The organism is Paenibacillus sp. MB22_1, from assembly GCF_047200555.1.
Classification (GTDB): domain Bacteria; phylum Bacillota; class Bacilli; order Paenibacillales; family Paenibacillaceae; genus Fontibacillus; species Fontibacillus phoenicis.
On record NZ_JBLADV010000002.1, the window covers coordinates 2,474,872 to 2,496,217 of the forward strand.

Annotated in this window: 18 protein-coding genes and 1 riboswitch; of the genes, 13 read left to right on the forward strand and 5 right to left on the reverse strand. The window is 55.8% G+C overall.

What is annotated here, in order from left to right; genetic code table 11:
- The first annotated feature begins 226 nt into the window (after positions 1-226).
- From ACL02P_RS23020 to ACL02P_RS23045, 6 genes are all read left to right on the forward strand, one after another.
- Positions 227-991 carry a methionine ABC transporter ATP-binding protein gene (locus ACL02P_RS23020; protein WP_260069808.1) on the forward strand — a complete coding sequence of 255 codons (765 nt, stop codon included), beginning with the start codon at positions 227-229 and terminating at the stop codon, positions 989-991.
- A 17-nt stretch (positions 992-1,008) separates the two neighbouring features.
- Positions 1,009-1,677 (forward strand): methionine ABC transporter permease, encoded by a 669-nt coding sequence (locus tag ACL02P_RS23025; RefSeq protein ID WP_036646124.1) that lies wholly within the window; start codon positions 1,009-1,011, stop codon positions 1,675-1,677.
- Positions 1,678-1,694: 17 nt separating this feature from the next.
- Positions 1,695-2,564 carry a MetQ/NlpA family ABC transporter substrate-binding protein gene (locus ACL02P_RS23030; RefSeq protein ID WP_036646083.1) on the forward strand — a complete coding sequence of 290 codons (870 nt, stop codon included), beginning with the start codon at positions 1,695-1,697 and terminating at the stop codon, positions 2,562-2,564.
- A gap of 112 nt (positions 2,565-2,676) precedes the next feature.
- The gene (locus ACL02P_RS23035; protein WP_009226223.1) at positions 2,677-3,963 is read left to right on the forward strand and encodes a LysM peptidoglycan-binding domain-containing protein; all 1,287 of its coding nucleotides are present in this window, start codon (positions 2,677-2,679) and stop codon (positions 3,961-3,963) included.
- Between the two features lie 106 nt (positions 3,964-4,069).
- Positions 4,070-4,226, forward strand: a riboswitch (FMN riboswitch).
- Between the two features lie 134 nt (positions 4,227-4,360).
- Positions 4,361-5,377 (forward strand): DMT family transporter, encoded by a 1,017-nt coding sequence (locus ACL02P_RS23040; RefSeq protein WP_323075903.1) that lies wholly within the window; start codon positions 4,361-4,363, stop codon positions 5,375-5,377.
- Positions 5,378-5,505: 128 nt separating this feature from the next.
- Positions 5,506-5,817 (forward strand): diguanylate cyclase, encoded by a 312-nt coding sequence (locus ACL02P_RS23045; RefSeq protein WP_412838160.1) that lies wholly within the window; start codon positions 5,506-5,508, stop codon positions 5,815-5,817.
- A gap of 49 nt (positions 5,818-5,866) precedes the next feature.
- Here the strand turns inward: ACL02P_RS23045 and ltrA are convergent, their stop codons facing one another.
- Positions 5,867-7,159: a group II intron reverse transcriptase/maturase gene (gene ltrA / locus ACL02P_RS23050; RefSeq protein WP_009226730.1), complete on the reverse strand. Its 1,293-nt coding sequence runs from the start codon at positions 7,157-7,159 to the stop codon at positions 5,867-5,869.
- An 801-nt stretch (positions 7,160-7,960) separates the two neighbouring features.
- A complete protein-coding gene (locus ACL02P_RS23055) occupies positions 7,961-10,096 on the reverse strand; it encodes a glycoside hydrolase family 52 protein (RefSeq protein ID WP_009226226.1) in 2,136 nt (711 codons plus the stop codon).
- Between the two features lie 156 nt (positions 10,097-10,252).
- Here ACL02P_RS23055 and ACL02P_RS23060 point away from each other — a divergent pair, with 156 nt between their 5' ends.
- From ACL02P_RS23060 to ACL02P_RS23070, 3 genes are all read left to right on the forward strand, one after another.
- Positions 10,253-11,278 (forward strand): AraC family transcriptional regulator, encoded by a 1,026-nt coding sequence (locus ACL02P_RS23060; protein WP_412838161.1) that lies wholly within the window; start codon positions 10,253-10,255, stop codon positions 11,276-11,278.
- A 32-nt stretch (positions 11,279-11,310) separates the two neighbouring features.
- Positions 11,311-12,996, forward strand: coding sequence for an alpha/beta fold hydrolase (locus ACL02P_RS23065; RefSeq protein WP_412838280.1), 1,686 nt, complete (start codon positions 11,311-11,313; stop codon positions 12,994-12,996).
- 431 nt (positions 12,997-13,427) lie between these two features.
- Positions 13,428-14,792 carry an ISNCY family transposase gene (locus tag ACL02P_RS23070; RefSeq protein ID WP_019007868.1) on the forward strand — a complete coding sequence of 455 codons (1,365 nt, stop codon included), beginning with the start codon at positions 13,428-13,430 and terminating at the stop codon, positions 14,790-14,792.
- Between the two features lie 347 nt (positions 14,793-15,139).
- Here ACL02P_RS23070 and ACL02P_RS23075 read toward each other — a convergent pair whose 3' ends face one another.
- The gene (locus tag ACL02P_RS23075; RefSeq protein WP_412838162.1) at positions 15,140-16,792 is read right to left on the reverse strand and encodes a glycoside hydrolase family 9 protein; all 1,653 of its coding nucleotides are present in this window, start codon (positions 16,790-16,792) and stop codon (positions 15,140-15,142) included.
- Positions 16,793-17,304: 512 nt separating this feature from the next.
- Between ACL02P_RS23075 and ACL02P_RS23080 the strand changes: the two genes are divergently transcribed.
- The 4 genes from ACL02P_RS23080 (at position 17,305) to ACL02P_RS23095 (ending at position 20,348) form a co-directional block, all read left to right on the forward strand.
- Positions 17,305-18,090 (forward strand): amino acid ABC transporter substrate-binding protein, encoded by a 786-nt coding sequence (locus ACL02P_RS23080; protein ID WP_412838163.1) that lies wholly within the window; start codon positions 17,305-17,307, stop codon positions 18,088-18,090.
- Positions 18,091-18,177: 87 nt separating this feature from the next.
- Positions 18,178-18,837: an amino acid ABC transporter permease gene (locus tag ACL02P_RS23085; RefSeq protein WP_009226232.1), complete on the forward strand. Its 660-nt coding sequence runs from the start codon at positions 18,178-18,180 to the stop codon at positions 18,835-18,837.
- A gap of 12 nt (positions 18,838-18,849) precedes the next feature.
- Positions 18,850-19,599 (forward strand): amino acid ABC transporter ATP-binding protein, encoded by a 750-nt coding sequence (locus ACL02P_RS23090; protein WP_311202306.1) that lies wholly within the window; start codon positions 18,850-18,852, stop codon positions 19,597-19,599.
- 461 nt (positions 19,600-20,060) lie between these two features.
- Entirely contained in the window at positions 20,061-20,348 is a 288-nt protein-coding gene (locus ACL02P_RS23095) for a hypothetical protein (RefSeq protein ID WP_412838164.1), read from the forward strand.
- Here the strand turns inward: ACL02P_RS23095 and ACL02P_RS23100 are convergent.
- Together ACL02P_RS23100 and ACL02P_RS23105 are read right to left on the reverse strand one after the other, a co-directional pair.
- A complete protein-coding gene (locus ACL02P_RS23100) occupies positions 20,296-20,493 on the reverse strand; it encodes a spore germination protein (protein WP_323075914.1) in 198 nt (65 codons plus the stop codon). The two genes, ACL02P_RS23095 and ACL02P_RS23100, sit on opposite strands and share 53 nt — an antisense overlap.
- Before the next feature lie 58 nt (positions 20,494-20,551).
- Complete coding sequence (locus ACL02P_RS23105; protein ID WP_009226235.1) at positions 20,552-21,283, reverse strand: HAD family hydrolase; 732 nt, start codon at positions 21,281-21,283, stop codon at positions 20,552-20,554.
- Between the last annotated feature and the right edge of the window lie 63 nt (positions 21,284-21,346).

Below are 21,346 nucleotides of genomic sequence, written 5' to 3' on the forward strand. Positions count from 1 at the left end.
TGTTGGATGAAGTGTTCATTTCTGTCCTGCAGGAAGTGTGGAACATGAGATTAGGGTAAGAACCGCTAAGGGAGTCTTGGCGGTTCTTTCTTTTTTCTCTTTTATAATAAACTTGAAAAATTAGTGACACAGATGCATAAATGGTCTATAATCAACGGAAGAAAGCATAATGTAACAGAATGATCAAATAAGTAATACAGTCGCCGGAGTGAGAGGAGGGACGCTTATCATCACGTTGGAGCATGTCAGCAAGACGTACAGCTTGCGAAACGGGCGATTTGAAGCGTTGCGCAATGTCTCCCTGCAGATCCCGGAAGGCACCATCCACGGCATTATCGGGCCCAGTGGGGCAGGAAAATCAACGCTGCTGCGAATGATGAACGCTCTGGAGCTGCCGGATCAAGGGAAAGTGACGGTTCTGGGCCAGGAGCTCACTGCGCTCCCTGAAACTGCGCGGCGCGAGGTGCGGCGCTCGATCGGCATGATCTTTCAGCAGTTCCACCTGCTGAATAACCGGACGGTCAGTGGGAACGTGTCGGTACCGCTGGAGCTCGCCCGCTTGCCCAAGAAGGAGCGCGCCGAACGCGTGCGGGAATGTTTGCGTTTCGTCGGCCTGGAGGACAAGGCCGGCCAATATCCGGCTTCCCTCAGCGGGGGGCAGAAGCAGCGGGTGGCGATTGCACGGGCGCTGGCGAGCCGGCCAAGCATCCTGCTGTGCGATGAGCCGACCTCCTCGCTGGACCCGAAAACCACGGCAGAGATTCTCGAGGTGCTGCTGCATATCCACCGGACATTAGGGATGACGATCGTGATCGTCACGCATGAAATGGACGTGGTGCGCAGCATTTGCCAAGGGGTTTCGGTGATGGAAGAGGGCCGGATCACCGATGCGTTTACGCTCCAGCGGAACGATGCGGAAGTGGGCACCGCCGCAATGGCTGGTTACCACGCTTCGTATCGGGAGCAGTTGCTTGGCGGGATGGAGGTGTAAGGGCGTTGGATTTTCTCATGATGATGTGGGATGGTTTCGTCCAGTATCGCAGTCAAATTGGCGAAGCGATCGGCGAGACCTTCGTGATGGTTGGGATCGCGCTGCTGGCGGCCTTACTGATTGGCTTGCCCCTAGGTACAGCCTTGTATCTGACCGGTAAAGGCCAGCTATATGAGCACTCCCTGAGGTACGGCCTGCTAAACGGGATCGTGAACGTCGTTCGCTCTTTTCCGTTCCTGCTGTTGGTGGTGTTTATGATTCCGCTCACCCGCCTGATCGTTGGCACGGCGATCGGGACGCTGGCCGCCTCGATTCCGCTGGCCGTTGTGGCAATCGCTATTTATGCGCGGTTTGTCGAGCAATCGCTGCTGGAGGTGCCGCGCGGCGTAATTGAATCGGCACGGTCCATGGGGGCGTCCAAGCTGCAGATCATCACGAAATTTTTGTATGTAGAAGCCCGTCCCGGCCTGGTGTTGGGGTTAACTTCCTCGACGATCAGCTTCATTTCCTTTTCGACGGTCATGGGTGTGGTCGGCGGCGGAGGGGTTGGCGATTTTGCCATCCGTTACGGTTATCAGCGGTTCGAAACCGAGCTGATGGCTGTGGTGATTGTGCTGATGGTAATTTTGGTGCAAGGAATTCAATTTATAGGAAATGCGTTGTCCCGATGGTTGGATAAACGCTAACAATGGAGGGAGAAACCATGCTGAAAACAGGAAAATGGATCATGTCGCTCGTACTGCTGATGTTGGTGCTGAGCGCTTGCGGTAATAACAGCAACACCTCAAATAACGGGACAGGTGTGGGAGCACCGGCAGCGGCGGATACGGAGACGACAGAGAACGGAACCACGGAAACTACACTGAAGGTGGCTTCGTTGATTCCGCCGATGACGGACATCCTGGAGCTGATCAAACCGCAGCTGAAGGAAGAGGGCATCAACCTGGAAGTTGTGATCTTGTCCGACAATGTGCAGCCAAATGATGCGCTGGCGAACAAGGAAGTGGATGCGAACTTCTTCCAGCACGTCCCTTGGATGGAGGAGTACAATAAAAACAAAAACGCCAACCTCGTTCCGGTTCAGCCGGTGTATCATGCGGTATACGGCGCTTACTCCAAACGTTATAAATCCATGGAAGAGCTCCCGGACGGAGCAACGATCGTGATCGCAAACGACGCGTCTAACGGAGGACGCTCCCTTGACATGCTGGACAAAGCCGGCGTGATCAAGCTGAAGGAAGGCGTAGGGATTAACGGGACTCTTGCGGATATCGTAGAGAACAAGCATAACTATAAATTCGAGGAAGTTGACCTGCTCATGCTGGCCCGGATGCTGGACGATGCCGATTTGGTGCTGATGACCCCGGCTTATGCCAGCCCGCTGGGACTTACGCCGAAGAAGGATGCCTTGCTGACGGAAACCGTCGAATCGGCATTTGCAATCACTTTGGTGGCTCGTGAGGACAACCGTGATTCCGAGCCGATTCAGAAGCTGGCAAAGGCGATTTCCAGTCCGGAGGTCAAGAAGTTTCTCGAGGACAATTACGACGAGATTGCGATTCCGGCGTTCTAATTCAGTGTCCTGACACGAAATCTCGACACGGCGCCTTGCTGATCGGAATAGGTCAAACTTCCCTCTTCATAGGATGATGTTAGCATATGATCCATATGGAGGAGGGGAGTCGATGCAGGTTCATATCGTCCAGCCAGGCCAAACGACGTATAGTATCGCACAAGCCTATGGCGTACCTTATGAGGATATCGTTGAAGCCAATGAATTGCCGAATCCGGAACAGCTCGTGGTTGGACAAACCTTGGTCATCCCGATTGTCGGCAGCTATTATTGGGTTCGGCCTGGGGACAGCTTATGGTCGATCGCCCAGCGATTTGGATTAAGTTATCAAGAGTTAGCCCGCGTTAACGCCATTAGCGTAGAGCGCCCCCTTTCGATCGGGTTTCGGCTGTACATTCCGCCGCGGCCGCGAAGAAGCGCTGAATTTAACGCTTATGTAGAACCGCGCGGCGGAACGGTTTCTCCGGCGCTGGAGGAAAGTGCGCGGGAAGCAGCGCAGCACCTGACATACCTGGCTCCGTTTAGCTTCTTAGCGCAACGGGACGGATCGCTTCGAGAGCCTCCGCTAAATCAATTTCCGGAAATTGCCCGGGCGAACCGGGTCGTGCTGATGATGGTGATCACGAATCAGGAGAATGATCAGTTCAGCGACGAGCTTGGCCGGATCTTACTCAACGATATCCCGATTCAAGATCGTTTTTTGGACAACATCGTCACGACAGCAAACAAATACGGATTTCGCGACATCCACTTTGATTTCGAGTATTTGCGGCCCGAAGACCGGGAGGCATACAACGCTTTTTTGCGTAAAGCCAAAGCGCGGTTCGCGGAGCAGGGCTGGCTGATGTCGACGGCTTTGGCGCCCAAGACCAGTGCCGGTCAGCAAGGCAAATGGTATGAAGGACATGATTACCGGGCCCACGGTGAAATTGCCGATTTTGTCGTGATCATGACCTATGAATGGGGCTACAGCGGTGGACCGGCCCAGGCGGTGTCGCCTATTGGTCCAGTCCGCCGGGTTCTTGAATATGCGCTGACGGAAATGCCAGGCTCCAAAATCATGATGGGGCAAAACTTATATGGGTACGACTGGACGTTGCCATTTGTGCCGGGAAGCACCGCACGGGCGATTAGTCCGCAGCAGGCGATCCAAATTGCCGCGCGGCATGGAGTCGCCATTCAATACAGCGAGCGGGATCAGGCACCGTTCTTCCATTATTGGGATGCGGAAGGAAGGGAACATGAAGTCTGGTTCGAGGACGCCCGCTCGATCCAAGCCAAGTTTAACCTGATCAAGGAGCTGGGGCTGCGCGGGATGAGTTATTGGAAGCTGGGTTTAAGTTTTCCGCAAAATTGGCTGCTGCTCGAAGACAATTTCGAGGTGGTCAAGCGGGGATAAAGATGAATTGTTGGGACATGATCAGGCTTTGTGATTTTTGCAACAGAGTCGCTTGACAACCTGCGTTATGATAGAAACAACTTAAGTAATCCAAAATTAAATGAATAGAGATCTTCGGGGTAGGGTGAAATTCCCGACCGGCGGTGAGGTTTCGGCAAGAGGGAACCGCAGCCCGCGACTCGCAGATGGCCTTCACGGCCCGAAGCGACTGACTTGGTGAGAATCCAAGGCCGACGGTAAAGTCCGGATGGGAGGAGATCAATGAAGCTGAAGTTTGAATCAGGGACCTGCCATGGTCGCCTGCCAAGCTTATTTGGTCAGCCCCCGCAAAGCCTTTAGGAAGGTCGATGCGGGGGTTTTCTACGTAGACCCTCTATTCAAGAAGGGGACAGACACCATGGAGAAAGTCAAAGTAAGCAGTGGTATCCAAATTTCTGCTGGATTGAATGCAGGGGCACTTACGGGCGCATCCGGTCAGATTCAGCACTCGCCCAGAACGGCTCAAGCACGCAAATCGCGCAGCGGTTTCTGGCTTGTCGTGTTGGGTGCAGCATTGTGGGGCGTAGACCCGTTGTTTCGGGTGATCCTGCTGAAGTCGCTGACCTCGGCGCAAATCGTATTGATTGAGCATCTGATTATCGCGCTTTTTGCCATACCGGTCTTATGGAAAAACCGCACCGAGCTTAAAGGGCTTGGTTGGCGTCAAGGGGGCGCGCTGCTATTTATTTCGTGGGGCGGTTCGGCCATCGCCACGATTCTGTTTACGTTGGCCTTGTCAAGCGGTGACCTGAATGCAGTCCTGCTGCTGCAAAAAATGCAGCCGCTGTTTGCCATCCTGCTGGCCGGATTGCTGCTTAAAGAGAAGCTGCCGCGCCACTTTTTCGGATATCTGCTGATCGCGTTGCTTGGAACGTATTTGCTGACCTTCGGGTTTACGATGCCGATTGGGCATTGGAGCGATTTTGTGCAGATCGGCAGCCTGTTGTCGCTAGGCGCTGCCGCATTGTGGGGCGGATCCACGGTGATGGGCCGGTTGATGGTAGGGACGATGAAATATGAGACGGTGACATCGTTGCGGTTTATTTTGGCACTGCCGCTGCTGCTGGCTATCACTTGGAATGAAGGGGCCGCCTGGAGCCTGCCGACCGGCACCTCGCAAATCGCCGCATTTTCCCTCAATATGCTTGGACAAGCGTTGTTGCCGGGGCTGCTAAGCCTGCTCGTCTATTATAAAGGGCTGACAACAACCAAAGCGTCGGTCGCCACTCTGGCGGAGCTGAGCTTCCCAATGGTTGGCGTTCTGATCAACTGGATTGCGTTCCAGCAGTTGATTACAGTAGCCCAGGCATGTGGATTCGTGCTGATTTGGGGCACGTTATTCCTGATCTCCCGTCAGGGAGATACCAACCAATAATCCAGCAAGTCGATGAAAAAGCGGGATTTCCTCCTGTCCCACAGGATGGAAATCCTCGCTTTTTTTTCATTCTCCACACCCCTCTTTGGTAAAATTTGTTATGTGATAATAAAAAGTATCAAAAAAGGATGAAGATCATTTGGCGGGATGGAGACGGTGGAAAGTTTCATGTTGGATTTCCAAAGAATCGGCGGGCCTTCATGCACCATACGCGGGAGACATTGCGGCAATGCTGGAAGGAGGGGATTCCCGCCTCGTTTATTTTGATCGATGTCGACCACTGTAAGACGATTAACGACTCCTTTGGCCATCATATCGGAAACGAGCTGCTGCAGGAATTCGCCGGGAAGGTCCATCCTCGACTGCGGGAGGGGGATTTGTTTGGCGCTAGAGTGAAAGGCTGGGCGGGGCCCAGCCCCTCCTCATCAAACCGTACGTGAGGTTTTCCCTCATACGGCTTTCCGATGTTCGTCATCATGAGCATGCAGATTACAAGAGCGTTTTAAGTCCATATTGAATAGACAAAGACTTCACTTCGCGCAGCGAACTCAACCATCGTCTGCGTTTGTGTTTCTTAGCATACCACTTCGCAAACCGCTGCCGGATATACCAATCCAACTTCGCCATCTTCCTCTGGCTGTAAGCTGTGTAGTAGTAATTGCGCCAGCCTTGAATCTTTGGATTCAGGTACTCCACGTGCTCTTCGAAACTCAGGCGTCGCATACCTGGCGGAGCTAATCGCTCTTTTACCCCTTCCCGTATTCGCTCTTCCGCCTTCCGGCACAACCACTGCTGGGTTGTGTAGTACACTTGGCCTTTGGATGTTTCGGCCTTCGTCTTTCGATGATGCATGCCCAGAAAATCGAAGCCTTCTTCCCCAGTCCAAAGTCCAACGATGCGCGTTTTCGTGGGGTGCAGGGTTAATTCCAGGCGTTCCATAATCGCTCGTATGAGTTCATAGGCCCGCTGTGCGTCCTTCTTCGTCTTGCAGATGATCACCAGATCATCTGCATAACGCGTCAGTTCCCCAAGCTTACCGCCATGTCGTTCCCACAGAAGATCAAAGTAATTCAGGTAGATGTTCGCCAGCAGTGGTGAGATCACTCCCCCTTGCGGTGTACCCAAGTCTGAGCGTCGGATGTTTCCTTCTTCCATCACTCCCGCACCTAACCACTTCCTCACCAACTTCAAGATTCGCCTGTCACTGATCCGCATTTCGATCAGCTTCATCAGTTTCTCCTGATTGATGTTGTCGAAGTAGCCTTGGATGTCGACGTCGACCACCCAATTTCCTTTGCGGTTGCATGCTTTCCGGATTCGCTCCAACGCCTGTTTCGCGCTCCGCTTAGGCCGAAAACCGAAAGACGTGTCCTGAAAATCCGCCTCGAAAATGGGTTCCATGACGAGTTTGGTCGCCATCTGGATGACGCGGTCTCTCACCGTCGGGATCCCCAGCGGTCGCAGTTTGCCATCTTTCTTCGGGATGTAGTGGCGTCTAACGGGTTGTGGATGGTACTTCCCTTCTTTCAGTAGCCGTTGACATTCAAGCACAAAACGCATTTCTCCCTGTTTCTCGATGTCTGCCAACGTCTCTCCATCCACTCCTGCCGAGCCCTCGTTGGCTCGTACCCTTCGCCACGCTTCCCATAAGATGTCTACCCGATAGACCTTGTCGTACAGCGCGTGAAATCTTCGCTTCTTGTTCTCCTTGGCCGCATGACCGAGTTTCCCTTGGAGTTCTTGAACGTTTTCCTCTGGTGTTGTTAGCCGTTTGGCATTCACTGACTCGTACCTCCTCAAGAAACTTGAACAAAGCAGGGCTCCTTCCCTCCCGCAGGTTGTGTTGTCCTGCGTTCCACGGTACTATGAGCCCCTCGGACTCCCTTCCTGCAGACCGTTCACTTCACCTCTGGGGCTTATAGAAGGCCTCTTTACGGTTTCTGCAACCGTGCAGGGGAGGGCCTCCCCAGTTCACTGCATCCTCTTTCATACCATGCCGTTCCCTCTACGCCGGAGGATTCTTCACTGCCGCTCCAAGTTCTAGGCAGCTTCCATGGCCTTCGTCCATGTACGCGGGACTCGGCTTCCTCTTTTCCCTCTTGCGAGGCCTTTTTGACGACGCGGCAGGATTCACTTTCATGTTACGGCCTGGTATGTTGCTCGCCCTGCCTCTGACAGGTACTTTCGTCGATACGCTTCTACGTACAGATTTCGCCATACGTAGGTATCCTAGCTACGCGGGGGCTTGGCCCTTCCCGCGACCGGACTTTCACCGGCTAGAAGATGCGTGCTTAGCTGGGCACGCCATAACAGCGAAAGGCCGGGCCCATTAGGGCCCGGCTTTTGAAGATTTCAGAAAGTATAAACTTCGGGGCACTGGCATCCTGATATCGCAAGAAAAACTTCCGCTAAACGCGGTCTGTCTACTTTGAATGTACGTCGACAGACGTTTTTCTTAAGATTTCAGAAAGTATAAACTTCGGGGCACTGGCATCCTGATATCGCAAGAAAAACTTCCGCTAAACGCGGTCTGTCTACTTTGAATGTACGTCGACAGACGTTTTTCTTATGTTGCAGGCGGGTTTATTTCTCGTCCAGCCACAAAATCGCTGTTACACCGCGCGGATAATACCGGCTGCCGCAGATCACGCCGGCCATCATCTGGTCGCTCCAGCTCCAGTAGGCGTTCTTCTCGGAAGTCAACCAGGCCACATGCGCCGCATCGGCTGCTTGCCCTCGTTCGTCCCAAGGGAGGCCGAGGATCCGGCGGGCGATGAACTGGCAGAGATAAATTTTGCTGAGCCAGGAGTTGTTGCTCGTCGAGGACAGCTTCCAGCCACCGTCCTCGAACAGGCAGATCCCCGGCTGCAGCACCGTGTTCAGATGCGTGGAGAGCGCTGCGATATATGCGCCGAACCGACCGTTTGGATCCAGCGCTTCCTCGCAGCCGGTGTAAAGCGGGAAGATGAGCCCCTCGATCGCAGGAATGATCTTGGAGTCATTGTTCTCTTGAATGACGGCCGGAATGTAACCGCCTGGCAACAGGTGCGAGGTAATCGTGCCTGCGCACAGCTCGGCTTGTTGTCCGGCCAGCGCAGCCGCCGTTTCGCGGCTGTTGTCGCGAAGCAGCTTCTCCATTGCGACGTACGCCGCCCAGCTCTTGCCGGCCAAATAGATGTTGTTCCGCGCTTGCCCCAGCGAGACATCCAGGCTGTCATAGGTGGTAATCTCCGCTCCGCCCATCGTTCGGGAGCTGTCGAGGCCCATGATGCCGGTACGCTGGGACGGGTCAGGATGGTCGCGGTTCACCATGCTTTCCAGACATTGCTCTAGGATCGGCAGGTTGCGGTCCAACCATTCGCGGTCGTTCGTTTGATGCACGTAAACGGTGGCGCTTAGCACCCAGTTGACGAGCTGCTCATGAGTCATGTGAGAGAAGCAGTCATCGATCGCATGCAGCTCATAAGACGAATAGCCGGGACGGGAGAACGAGTTAGCCACGCCCATGTCATGCGTGAAGCTGATGCCGCCAGGATATTCGGTCGGATCCCCGGGAATCCGCACCGTATCCCGATAGCTGTAGCGGCTGGTGTAAAGGTCGAGTTCGTTTTTGACCGTCCATGGATTCATTTTTAGCTCGTAAAACAACTGGTCAACCAGCAAATCAAACGTATTCATCATCCGGTATTCGCCTTCATTGACGATCCAGAGCGGTTTGCCGTCATGCTCCAGCAGCTCAGTGGAACCGTAATAGCTGCGGATGGCATGCGCGAGCATAAACTTCTGGTCCTCGCTTAACTTGGCGTCGTTAACGAGCGCGTCCGCTTGGCGGGCGACCTCCAGCTTGCGGTCGAATTGTGCTAACGCATATTCAGCCACTTCTTCGATGTTCGCGAAATACCGCGTATAGTAGTAGGACGCATCCATCCCGGTCGTGACGTAACCGGCACGGTAGAAGCAAAGCGCAAAGCGGTAGGTGGCTTTCTCGCCGGCCGGGGTATCCATAAGCAGCGCGCCCACCGGCCCAAGGCCAAACCGGAGGTTTTCCGGAACCTTTGGCTTAAGAATCGATTCCATCTTAAAAAATCCGGCGCTGGTAATCCGCGGATCGCTCGCCGCAATAGCGGTATGGCGGCCTTGGCCAATGCCGCAAATACGTCCGCCCGTCACGTCCTCCAAGCGGCGGATGGCGCTGACAGGGTCGTTGTTTTGCAGACCAAAGAAGGCTTTGCGCGTCGACGTTCCCCGGGTGTTGTCCACCGTGATCTCTGCAAGCACGGCCGGCATCAGCGCGAAACGCAGCTGCTCTTCCGTTGCCGTCTCGGGGTCAGGCACGCCTTCAAACGGAGAGATCAGGCGGAACGTCAAATCGCCGGCTTGCCATTCGTCAATCGCCGCACCAAACCGGCGGTCGATTTCGCTCCGGTTGTACGGGGTGATGAGATCGCTTTCTTTTTGCTGAACGGAATGCTGCTGGCTGGAGCCTGAACCGCTCTCCTCGGTCGTATAACGATCCCGCTCGTCCAGACCTTCGCCGAAGAACGGTAAAGCCCGGTAACGCTCTTGCCCATCATCCTGCAGTCCAATGTAGATGTTCTGTTTTGGCGGGCTGCCCAGCTCAAGGTCGAAGCCGCCGCTTTGGCCGGGATAACCTAGCGTAAAGCTGGCGAACGCTCCCATCGGGGAGTGATGCGCGTTAAAAAATATATTTTTACCCAAGTTAATTACCTCCTGTTCAATTCACAGCGGTTATGCTAGTTTGATTATAACAAGGCTTTGGAGGAACGCCCATGTCCAAACCGCCAATTGATTTATCCAAAACGTTCACGGTGGCGAGGCGGGGGAAAGCGATCATAGAAAAGCGGAGGGATAAGGGTGGCTAGAGAGCATCAGGTTACCGAGTATATGCTGCCAAATATGGATTCGACGTTTAAGCTCTTTGCCGCGCATTTGCGTACGGTAACGCCGGAGTGGTCGTATCCGCGCCACAGCCACCCGCTGTTTGAGGTGAACTTGCTGCTGGCAGGCAGCCAGGAGATGATCGTCGGCGGCAAACGTTATGTGCAGCAGCCCGGCGATTTCCTGCTGCTTCGCCCTGAAGACGTGCATGAAAGCCGGGCGCTGGGGACGGAGCCAATGACGTATTATTGCTTGCATTTTAACGTCGACGAGCCCGTGCTTCGCGAGCTGTTGTGCCGAGGCGAGACACCGCTTCACACCGCAGACGGGCCGCTGGCCCAAGTCATTCGGCCGAGCTTGGACAAGCTGATCGCGCTTACCTCGGACGGGTCAGGTGCGAAGCTGGCGGACAAGATGCGGGCGATGGCTGCGGTGTTCGAGCTGTTTGCCGGCCTGAGCGAAGGGCTGGCAGAGCAGGAGTCCGGCGCGCCGAGCAGCCGGATGAACCGGATCGCGGCGGAGATCGCCGCCGCGCTGGAGCGCAGCGTCGAGGAGCCGGAGACGGCCTGGAGCGCGTCAACGTTGGGGAACGCAAGCTCCGGCAGCAATGGCGCCGGCGGGGATGGCTCCCATGGCAGCATCACCGGCGGAAGGAGTTCCGGCAGTAGCGTCTCCCGTGGTAACGGCTCCCACGGTCGTCGATCCGTCGACGTTCTGGACGGGGACCGGTCGCGTGAGACCGTTGCGGCGGTTACCGCTGGACTTGGGTACAGCGCGTCCTCCTGCAATCGGATCTTCCGCAGCGTGTACGGGATGTCGCCGCGCCAGTATTTATCGGCGCTGAAGCTAAAGAAGGCCAAGCTGTTGCTGATGGAGCCGGAGCTATCGGTCGAAGCCGTCTCGATACGACTTGGCTACAAGGATATTGCCCATTTCAGCCGGCAGTTCAAACGCTGGACCGGCGAATCGCCCGGCAAATTCCGGAGCCGGTTTCATATTTAACTTTATATAGAAAGGGGTTGGCTGCTTTGACCATGGAAATTGAAAGCGCTGACTTACTCGCGTTGCCGCTCCGCAAGCGGATCGCCTTTTTTGGCGACAGCATCACGGAGAATGGGACGTATATCCGTAATTTGGAGGCTTTTTTCCTGAAGCATCTGCCGGAACGCCGGTTGGAGTGGATCAATTTGGGGGTAAGCAGCGAAACCGCGGCGGGAACCAGCGAAGCGGATCATCCGTTTCCCCGTCCCTGCGTGCACGAGCGTTTGGAGCGCGCCTTGGCGGAAGTGCAGCCGGATTGGGCGTTCATTTGCTACGGAATGAACGACGGCATCTACCATCCGTTTGGGGAGCAGCGTTTCGAGGCTTATCGCGACGGGGTGCGCCGGGCCGTTGAGCGGGTGCGCGGCGCGGGAGCCCGCGTCATCCTGATGACGCCGCCGCCGTTCGACGTTGCCTCGATCGGCGGGGAGGCAGTGCCGGAAGGCATGGACGACTACTCGTTTGAGCTTCCTTACATCGATTATAACGCTGTGTTGGATCGTTATGCGGCTTGGGTGCGCGAGTACGGCGAGGCGGAAGGGCTGACGGTGGTGGATCTCCGCGGGCCGCTTGGCGATTTGATTCGCGCGCGCCGCGAAGCGGACCCCGGCTATCGTTACGGGGACGGCATCCATCCGAACGAAGACGGACATTGGGTGATCGCACGGACGATCCTGAGCCGCGTCTTCCATCTGGAGCTGGAGCGGATGCCGTCTTGGGCGGACGGCGGCGACAGCGCGTTCATCCGGCTCGTCGGCGAGCGCCGGGCCGTGCTGAACGCGGCATGGCGGGAGCATGTCGGGCACACGAACCCGAACAAGATGGAGACGCCGCCGCTGGCGGAAGCGCTGCAGCAAGCCGAGGCGCTGCTGCCGGCGATCAGTCGGGCGGCCGCGGCGGAAGGCGGCGCGGAGAGCAAGGAGGTGCGCGAATGGGAAGGATTCACGCGCACCGACTTTTACTTCGGTGGCCGCGAATGCGTGGCGGTCGCTCCTCGGGAGGCCGCGCCCGGTCGGCCGTGGGTGTGGCGGAGCGAGTTCTTCGGCGCGTTCGCGGACGCCGATCTGGCCCTGCTCGAGCAAGGCTGGCATGTCGCCTATTGCCGACTGAGCCACCTCTACGGCTGCCCGTTCGCCGCCGGGCAGATGGAAGCCTTTCGCGCCGAGTTGGCCGCGAAATACGGGCTCGCCCCGAAGCCGGTGCTGTTCGGCTTCAGCCGGGGCGGCCTGTACGCGCTGCGTTACGCCGCGCTGTACCCGGATCGCGTCGCAGCGTTGTACCTCGACGCGCCGGTGGTGGACATCCGCAGCTGGCCGGGGGGCCAGGGTGCGGGTCGGGGCGCGCCGGAGGAGTGGCGCGACTGTCTGGCGGCGTACGGCATCGCCCAAGCCGCGTCTTCTCCGGCAGACGTCGCCCGCCTTGCCGGCGAGGAGACGGAGCGCCTGCTGGCGGGGCTGGACGCACCGGCCCGTGCCGGCGTGCCGGTGCTGCTCGTCTCCGGCGACGCCGACGTCGACGTGCCGTTCGACGAGAACGGCGCGGTGCTGGAGCGCGCCTACCAAGCCTATGGCGGCACGGTGACGACGATCCTCAAGCCGGGTGGGGGCCATCATCCCCACAGCTTGCCCGACGTCACGCCGATCGTGCAGTTTGCCCTTGCCGCGGTTACGAACCGCTAGCAGCAGCAACCGAGAACCGTCCGATGCGAATCGGGCGGTTTTTGCATACGAGGGACAGGAGGGGAGAAGGGCTTGCTTGCGCAAGTTGATCGACGGGGTAGGCGACGGGTTATTTGGTATGGAAGAAGAACCTATCGATTCCCGATACCGCCCGCCGCTTAAGGCACAAGTCATGAACTTCTACATTTGACCGTCAAACAAGCGATTATACTCGAAATTTCATACATATCTATGGCGTTAGGCGCCTATACAGACTAATTAGTTTCCCCTGAAAAAGTCAGGGTGTTTTGAGCATAATTAAAAGGAATTCAGCACCTCAAAATGGAAATTGTTATTGACGAGATAACAAAGTTCCACACCCCGAGGGAAGAATTCCTTTGCTATAGGAGTTCAACAGAAGCCCTCGGGAATCCTTCCAAGAGGTGAAGAAAATGTTGAAACTTCGAGACGAGCAATTGACCATCTGGGATGCCATTCTCCCGGAATCTGTTAGAAAGTTGCCGGTCGAGCTTGCAATCATAGATCAATTACTGGACGACGACCGTTTTCTTCAACCGTTTACTGAGTTGCACCCGAAAGGCAAGAAAAGCGGCCGTCCTACGCTTGCAATTGAAAAGTACATCCGTCTTATGGTCCTGAAGCATAAATACAATTTGGGCTACGAGTCACTCGTGAAGGAAGTCGGTGACAGCATCACATGGCGAATGTTCTGCCGGTTTGCCATCGACGAACCGATGCCCGACCCGTCTACGCTCATCTATGCCCGCAAACGCTACGGCGACAAGATCGTCGAAGACATCAATGCCGCACTCGTAAAGCAGTGTGAGGAAAAAGCCGTTCTGAAAACCCGCAAATTGCGCACGGATACGACGGTTGTGGAATCCGACATCCATCACCCGACAGACGCTACGCTGTTGCAAGATGGCGTAAAAGTCATCACTCGAACGATTCAGAAAATCCGGAAAGTCGCCTCCCACACTGTTCAAGGCTTTGAAGATCGTACGGCAGAAATCAAGGAAAAGATTCTGTCCATCGCGAAAGTTCTACGTCGCCGCACCCGTGAATCTTGGGAAGAAGTTGACCGGATCACTGGGAGCGTAATCGAAGTAGCCGAGAACGTTGTGAACAAGGCGCAAGCCGTTATCGAGAAACTGCAAGACAAGGGCAAAGCTGCTCTTCGACAAAGTAAAACCAAACTGACCGAGGCGGTCACGCTAACCGGCAAGTTGTTGGAACAAGCCAAACAGGTCGTTTCCGGCAATCGAATCATCGCAGATCGGATCGTCAGTTTCTTTGACCCGGAAGCAAGACCGATTAAGAAAGGTAAGCTGGCCAAAGGAACTGAGTTCGGCTACAAGGTGCGAATCGACGAGACGGAAAGCGGCTTTGTGACCGGCTACGCTGTCTACGAGGGGAACCCCTCGGATGATGAACTGCTCGTTCCCGCTGTACAGGCGCATATCAAGCAATTCGGCAAAGCGCCGCAAGCTGTAGCGACCGACCGCGGTTTCTCAAGCAAGAAGAACGAAACGGCCATTACCGAACTTGGTGTGAAGCGAGCTAGCTTGCCGCGAAAGGGCAAAAAAGGCATTGCCCGATCCGAGTACGAAAACGAATTATGGTTCAAAGACTTGCAGCGTTACCGTGCAGCTGGAGAAGCGAAGATTAGTCTTCTCAAGCGGAAGTACGGTTTGAACCGCAGCAGGTATCGGGGCTTTGTCGGCTCAAAATGCTGGGTCGGCTTCGGGATTCTGACCCACAACCTGCAAAGAGCGGCAAAAATGCTCCAAAACTAACATGGAAACCGATCATTAGGGAAAGTTCCCCCTCACAACCCAGCCAGCAACCCGAAACTATTTTTGAAAATCGACTTTTTCAGGAGCAACTAATTAGTGTGAAATTTCATATACAATTCCTCGTTTTGACGATAATCAAGCGTATGCTCGAAATTTCATACATATCCTTGGCGTTTGGCGTCATCACGGCCTAATGAGAATGAAATTTCATATAGATCGCCCGGGCTAGGCGCGGCCACGAACGCGGAGCCATGAATAACGCCTGCGGGGACACCGCAGACAACCGAGCCAAACAAACAAAGGACGCACGCAGGCGCAAGCGCTGCGGCGTCCTTTGAAGTGAAAGGTTACTTCACAAACTGAGATACGGCGAATACGGCCGGCGAGTTCCAGTAAATCGTCACTTCGTTGCCGGCGTAGCTTAACTCATGGTCGACGAAGCACTTTGCCGGCGGTTGGCCCTGCAGATGCTCCATCATATAGTCATCGTTGAGGTTGCGGTTCGGGCCCCCGGACACCAGGCCGGGAACGGCCGCCTCGACCCCGTCCGCTACGGACGGGCGATGGTGCAGGCGATTGACCGGACGGTCGCCGAATCCGGACACGTAGCTGAGATCCAGCACGTTGCGGCCCAGGAGATAATGGATATGCTCCAGCGCCAGCTCCCGGTAACGTTCCTCTCCGCCAATGCGGCCGGCGAGGATGAGGAGCATCGCGTTATTCATGAGCACCATGTTGCTGCCCCAAATGTAATCCTCCGGGCGCAAGGAGGTTAGATAGCCATCTTCCGCGCAACGACGGGCCAATCGCTCGGCTTCTTCGAGCAGCCCCTGCCGCAGCGCGGCGAGCAGTGCGGCATCCGTGTCTGCTCCCGCTTCTGCGCCGAGCAGGTAAGCGATCGTCCCGTAGCCGCTCATATTGGTCCAGCCCAGCTCGTATTTGGCGAAGGGTTGGGCTGCCAGCCCCCGGAAGGCTTCGTGATATTTCGCTTCACCGGTCGTGCGGAATAGCTCAGCCGCTGCCCAATACCGCTCGTCCAGGTCGCTGGCATCGCCGTATTCTCCCGTGCCGACGTCGGCCGGATTCTTGAAACCGGGCCCGTCCGGGTGAGGCGGCGTACGGTCCAGCCAGGACCAGGCGCGTTCAGCCGCTTGCAGGCAGCGGGTTGCGAAGGCGTCGTCGAACGAGCGGTAAACCCGCGCCGCCATCGCCATCACGCCGGCCAGACAAGCGGTAGCGGTGGCGGAGACCGGCAGGAAATACAGGTCTGCCCGGTCGTCCTCCGGCATGATGTCCAGCGCCGGGAATTGCTTCGTCGTCAGTTTGTGAAAGGCGCCGCCCGACCGGGGATCCTGCATCTTAAACAGCCAATCCAGCTCATAACGGCATTCGTGCAGCACATCCGGCATCCGGCCGTCGCTCTCCGGCAGCGGGATCGGCCGTTCGAACGCCAGGGGATTCCCTTCGTAAGCCAATAGCAAATCGGTAATCGCTTTGGCTCCCGGCCCGGTGTATTTGCCGTAATCGCCGGCATCGTGCCAGCCGCCCCGGCTGTCCAGACGGAGGGTAGGATCATCGTACACGATGCCTTCGGAAGCATGGCAGGCGTGATGCTTCCACGGGCCGGCGAAGGACTCCTCCAACTCCATGCCGCAGCGCAAATAATAAAAAGCCTTCAGCAGGCCCTGCTGCAAATCGGCATAGGGATTGCTGCCGATCGCAAACGTCGCCGAGCTCTCGCCGTTCAGGAAAATCCGGTAGGTTCCCGGCGTTCTCAGATCGCCGAAATCGCCCCGGCAGACCCTTGTTCCCGACGCTTCGTCCGGCTGCGTAGGGCCGGTGATCCCCCGGTAAACCACATCTCCCGAAGCGGTATCCACAATTTCGTACTCGCCCCCCTGTCCGGCGCAAACAAATGATTTGGCGGCTTCGGACGGATAACCGAGCTGGTTGACGGCGATGTTCCGGCACGGCAATGCAGGGGTATTGGATTGATTCATGACATTTCCCTCTTTTCGATCAGTAAAGTAAACGTTTACAAAAATACGGCATATCCTTTGGCCGACAGTCGTGTTGTCTCTACCTACTCTTCTATCCTTGCATGTTCCGACCCGAATAACAAGACTCGAAATTTAGGGATCGATCGTCATAATTTTAACGTTGTTGGAACGTTCGAAGTATTGTCACAATAACCGGGAGATTCTGACAAACGCTATACATCCTATCGACTCTTTCTTGGTAGTATGGTATCATGATAGTCTGATAACGTATTAGCGAACTAAAGCAAACGAAAGGCCTACTTGTAGAAGCAAGCACAAGAAAAAGCAGCATGATCGAAGCGTGCACGCGAAAGAAACATGCACAAGGTTAAAGGTGCACGATACAAGTGTGCGTGGAAGCATGTGCAGGATGAACCAGCACAGGAAGCAGCACAAGGTAAAGGTACATGATAAGAAGCGCGCTAAAATATGCTTGCACACATAGTGGCTAACTTCAGGGGGAGAGAGACAGGATGAAAACAAACAAAAAGATGGCAATGTTGGGCCTTGTGATGGCGCTGGTATTGACGATGCTGGCCGGCTGTTCGGGCTCGGGCTCCGGGAAGGACGACAACAAGCTGGTCATCGGGATCGACGATAAATTCGCACCGATGGGGTTCCGCGACGAAAATAACGAAATTGTCGGCTTCGACATTGATTACGCCAAAGCGGCGGCGGCGAAAATGGGGATGGAGGCCACCTTCCAGCCGATCGACTGGTCGGCTAAGGAATCTGAGCTGAACAGCGGACGGATCGATCTGATCTGGAACGGATATACGATTACGGAGGAGCGTAAGGGCAAGGTCCTGTTTACGAAGCCTTACTTGAAAAATAGCCAGGTGGTCGTAACGCTGGCCGATTCGGAAATCACCCAGCTCAGCGATCTAGCTGGCAAGACGGTGGGCTTGCAGGCGTTGTCTTCCGCAGCGGATGCGCTGGACGCGGCTCCGATCAAGAGCGAGATCAAAACCATCTCGGAATTCCCGGATAACGTACTTGCGCTTACGGATCTCAAAACGAAACGGCTTGATGCGGTCGTGATCGACGAAGTTGTGGCGAGATACTATATGGCGAAGGAAGAAGGTACGTTTAAGCTGCTGGATGAGTCGCTGGCGCCTGAAGAATACGGCATCGGCGTGAAGAAGGGGAACGAGGAGCTGCTGAACAAGCTGCAGAAGGCGCTCGACGAGCTGAACCAGGACGGTACCGCGTCGGAAATTTCGAAGAAATGGTTTGGCGAAGACAAAGTGCTGAAGTAGAAACGAAACGCGTAAAAACCGGATTGCTTCGGAATCCGGTTTTTTGCTGGTTGTGTTAAAATCCAAGATGTTCCGAGGAGAGCGATCATGAGTCTGGAGTATTTGTTAAGTATCCTGGGGCCGATGCTGGAAGGGACGAAAACCACGATTTGGCTGTTTCTTCTGGCCATCGTGACATCGATTCCGCTGGGCTTCGCCTTTACCTTTATGGTTCGCAGCCGGATCAAGCCAGTCGCTTGGTTTGCCGGGGCTTATATTTATGTCATGCGCGGTACGCCGTTGCTGCTGCAAATGCTGTTCGTTTGCTTCGGGCTGCCGGTCATCCCGGTGATCGGCGAGTATCTCGTGATGGATCGGTTCGTCGCCGCTTGCGTTGCTTTTACGCTGAATTACGCGGCGTACTTCGCTGAGATCTTCCGCGGCGGCCTGCTGGCGATCGATAAGGGTCAATATGAAGCCGCGAAGGTGCTGGGGCTCAGCCGCTGGCAGACGACAACGCGGATCGTGCTGCCACAGATGCTGCGCATCGCGCTGCCCGCTGTCTCCAATGAGTCGATTACGCTGGTCAAGGATACAGCGCTGCTTTATGCAGTGGCCGTTCCCGAGCTGCTGCATTTTGCGCAAACGGCGGTCAACCGGGATTTTACGATCGTACCGTTTGTGCTTGCGGGCGTGCTGTACCTGTTGATGACGTTGGTACTGACCGTGCTGTTTAAGGCGCTGGAACGGAAGTTCAAATTTGAGTAAAGGGCTGGAATCATGGATCAAGCAATCGTTCAAGTCGAGCATTTACGAAAATCGTTTGGCCAGCTGGAGGTGCTGAAAAACGTCTCCTTTAACGTCGCTACGAGCGAGGTGCTGGCGGTGATCGGGCCGTCCGGTTCGGGCAAGAGCACCATGCTGCGTGCCTTGGCCCATCTTGAGGAAATCGACGGGGGGACGATCCGGATTGGAGGCGAGTCGCTGGTGGACAATGGGCGGTATGCCGGCAGTGCCAAGCTCAAGGAAATTACCGCCCGTATGGGCATGGTGTTCCAGCATTTCAATCTGTTCCCGCACCTCACGGTGCGCGGGAACCTGGAGCTCGCACCCAAGCTGGTGAAAAGGCAGCCGGCTGCAGACATCCGCGCCAAGGCCACGGAGCTGCTGGAGAAGGTCGGGCTCTCCGATAAAGCGGAGGTTTATCCGGCTAACCTGTCCGGGGGGCAAAAGCAGCGGGTCGCCATTGCCCGGGCGCTGATGATGAATCCGGAGATTCTGCTGTTCGACGAGCCGACCTCTGCGCTGGATCCCGAGCTAACGGGCGAGGTGCTGCAGGTGATGAAGCAGCTCGCCGAAGAGCGGATGACGATGATCGTCGTCACGCATGAGATGGGCTTTGCGCGGGAGGTGGCCGACCGCGTGATGTTTATGGCGGACGGGGAGATGATCGAATCCGGCCGGCCGGAGCAGCTGTTTAGTGCGCCGCAGCATGAGCGGACGCGGTCTTTTTTGCAGCGGGTACTGTGACGTACAAATTCAAACGGCGGCAGCCTCAAACTTCGTAGTTGAAGTTCCGAGGCTGCCGCCGTTTTTTTGCCACCCTATTTTATTTCACCGAGTAAACCCCTTCTTTGTAAACCAACGTATAGATCATGCCAGAGTCGGTCAGAACGTATTGGTCCACTGCATCCTTGGACAAGCGGCGCTGTTTGCCGTCGACAGCAATATGGTATATGCCGGGCTCGTAGCCATGGGATACATAGTAGCCGCCGGACTTGTTGACCTCGAAGGTCGTATCAGCAGTAGCTCCGGGCGCCAGGGCAGCCAGCTTCTTCTCCTGGCCGGTGGACCGCCAGCGTATCCGGGTGTCACCGATTCGCCGTTAACAAGCATGGTCGTGCTATTCACCTTGAACTTGACCGTTCGCTACCTATGGCCAGCATCATGTTTGGCATACCCATCCGCTGGATTTTGCCGTCGCCACACCGATGGGAATGATGAATGGGCTGGCCAATACCGGCACGCAACTGCTGGAGCCCATTTTGCATGGCCGTATCGTTGTTCCTGAAGAGAATGCCGGCCGGGTGATGAACGACCTCGTGCAGATGCGCGGCCGTTTCGAGCCGCCGCAGCGGCAAGGGGAACGCGTATTGATTGAGGGACATGTGCCGCTCTCGACTTCGCTCGATTACCCGATTGAACTTAGTTCGTATACCAAAAATGTTAGGGTCGCGCATAAAGGTATCCAAATACTGCCAGAATCCGCGGCGGGCTAACGCTTTGCCGATCAATATAAAGCATGGATACCTTCGATTTGAAAACTTCGCCGACTTCGGATTGTTCGACTTTCAGCCTGCGACGGATAATGGACAGATTGGTCCCTATTGATTCATTAAAGGCGTCATGCGGTCCGACGATCACGGTCTCCGCAAAAAAAGAATGCTGCCCTTTGCTCGCAGCATTCTGTGCGTGATCGTCTTTACATGGATTCGCTCAATAATAGCCGGGATAATTCGGCATAACTGGCAACCGGGGTATGGGGGAGATGCGGATCGGATTCGGGCGGGATTCCGCGGTGATTGAACCAAATGGAGTGCCAGCCGGCGCCGGCCGCCCCTACGACATCGTTGCGCCAGGAATCTCCGATATACCAGCACTGATCCGGTGCTATGCCCAGTTTCCCTGCAATCAGGTTGAACAAGCGTGCATCCGGTTTCGTCAAGCCAACCGCACCCGAGATGAACACCAGCTCGGCGGGAATCAGCCGATCGACCCCCAGTGCCCGGATCTTTCGCCATTGGTGGTCCGGCGGTCCGTTCGTAATGATTCCGACGACGGCGCCCCGCGCCTGGAGTTCGCCGATCAGCTCCAGCGCTCCGGGAAACGGCCGAATGTCAAATTGACGGCCTAGGTAAGCGGCCTGTACCGCCGCGGCTTGTTCGGTTGTCAGCGAGAGCCCAAACTCCCCTAGAGAACGCACGAAACGTTCGGTGCGCATCGATTCCAGCACCTGCCCGTAGGTGGGCGTACCCCCGGCTTGGGCGGAAAGATAATCGCTGTAATAGCGCATCCGGTGATACGCCGATTCATAGGGGAAGTTCGGCCCGGTGTGCAGGATCTCTTCCAGTGCCTCGCGAAAAGGCTGCAGGTGGTCGTATAACGTATCATCCACGTCAAAAAAGACCGCGTGGTTTGGCGTAATTGTGTTCATTGTGATGATCCCCTTCTCTTTACCAGCCGCAGTAGAAAACCTTGGCTTTTTCCTATAAAATGC

Coding starts and splice junctions, on each gene's coding strand:
- ACL02P_RS23025 (WP_036646124.1), top strand. CDS start 1,009: ATGATGATGTGGGATGGTTTCGTCCAGTATCGCAGTCAAATTGGCGAA.
- ACL02P_RS23030 (WP_036646083.1), top strand. CDS start 1,695: ATGCTGAAAACAGGAAAATGGATCATGTCGCTCGTACTGCTGATGTTG.
- ACL02P_RS23035 (WP_009226223.1), top strand. CDS start 2,677: ATGCAGGTTCATATCGTCCAGCCAGGCCAAACGACGTATAGTATCGCA.
- ACL02P_RS23040 (WP_323075903.1), top strand. CDS start 4,361: ATGGAGAAAGTCAAAGTAAGCAGTGGTATCCAAATTTCTGCTGGATTG.
- ACL02P_RS23045 (WP_412838160.1), top strand. CDS start 5,506: ATGAAGATCATTTGGCGGGATGGAGACGGTGGAAAGTTTCATGTTGGA.
- ACL02P_RS23065 (WP_412838280.1), top strand. CDS start 11,311: ATGGAAATTGAAAGCGCTGACTTACTCGCGTTGCCGCTCCGCAAGCGG.
- ACL02P_RS23070 (WP_019007868.1), top strand. CDS start 13,428: ATGTTGAAACTTCGAGACGAGCAATTGACCATCTGGGATGCCATTCTC.
- ACL02P_RS23075 (WP_412838162.1), bottom strand. CDS start 16,792: ATGAATCAATCCAATACCCCTGCATTGCCGTGCCGGAACATCGCCGTC.
- ACL02P_RS23080 (WP_412838163.1), top strand. CDS start 17,305: ATGAAAACAAACAAAAAGATGGCAATGTTGGGCCTTGTGATGGCGCTG.
- ACL02P_RS23085 (WP_009226232.1), top strand. CDS start 18,178: ATGAGTCTGGAGTATTTGTTAAGTATCCTGGGGCCGATGCTGGAAGGG.
- ACL02P_RS23090 (WP_311202306.1), top strand. CDS start 18,850: ATGGATCAAGCAATCGTTCAAGTCGAGCATTTACGAAAATCGTTTGGC.
- ACL02P_RS23095 (WP_412838164.1), top strand. CDS start 20,061: ATGGGAATGATGAATGGGCTGGCCAATACCGGCACGCAACTGCTGGAG.
- ACL02P_RS23105 (WP_009226235.1), bottom strand. CDS start 21,283: ATGAACACAATTACGCCAAACCACGCGGTCTTTTTTGACGTGGATGAT.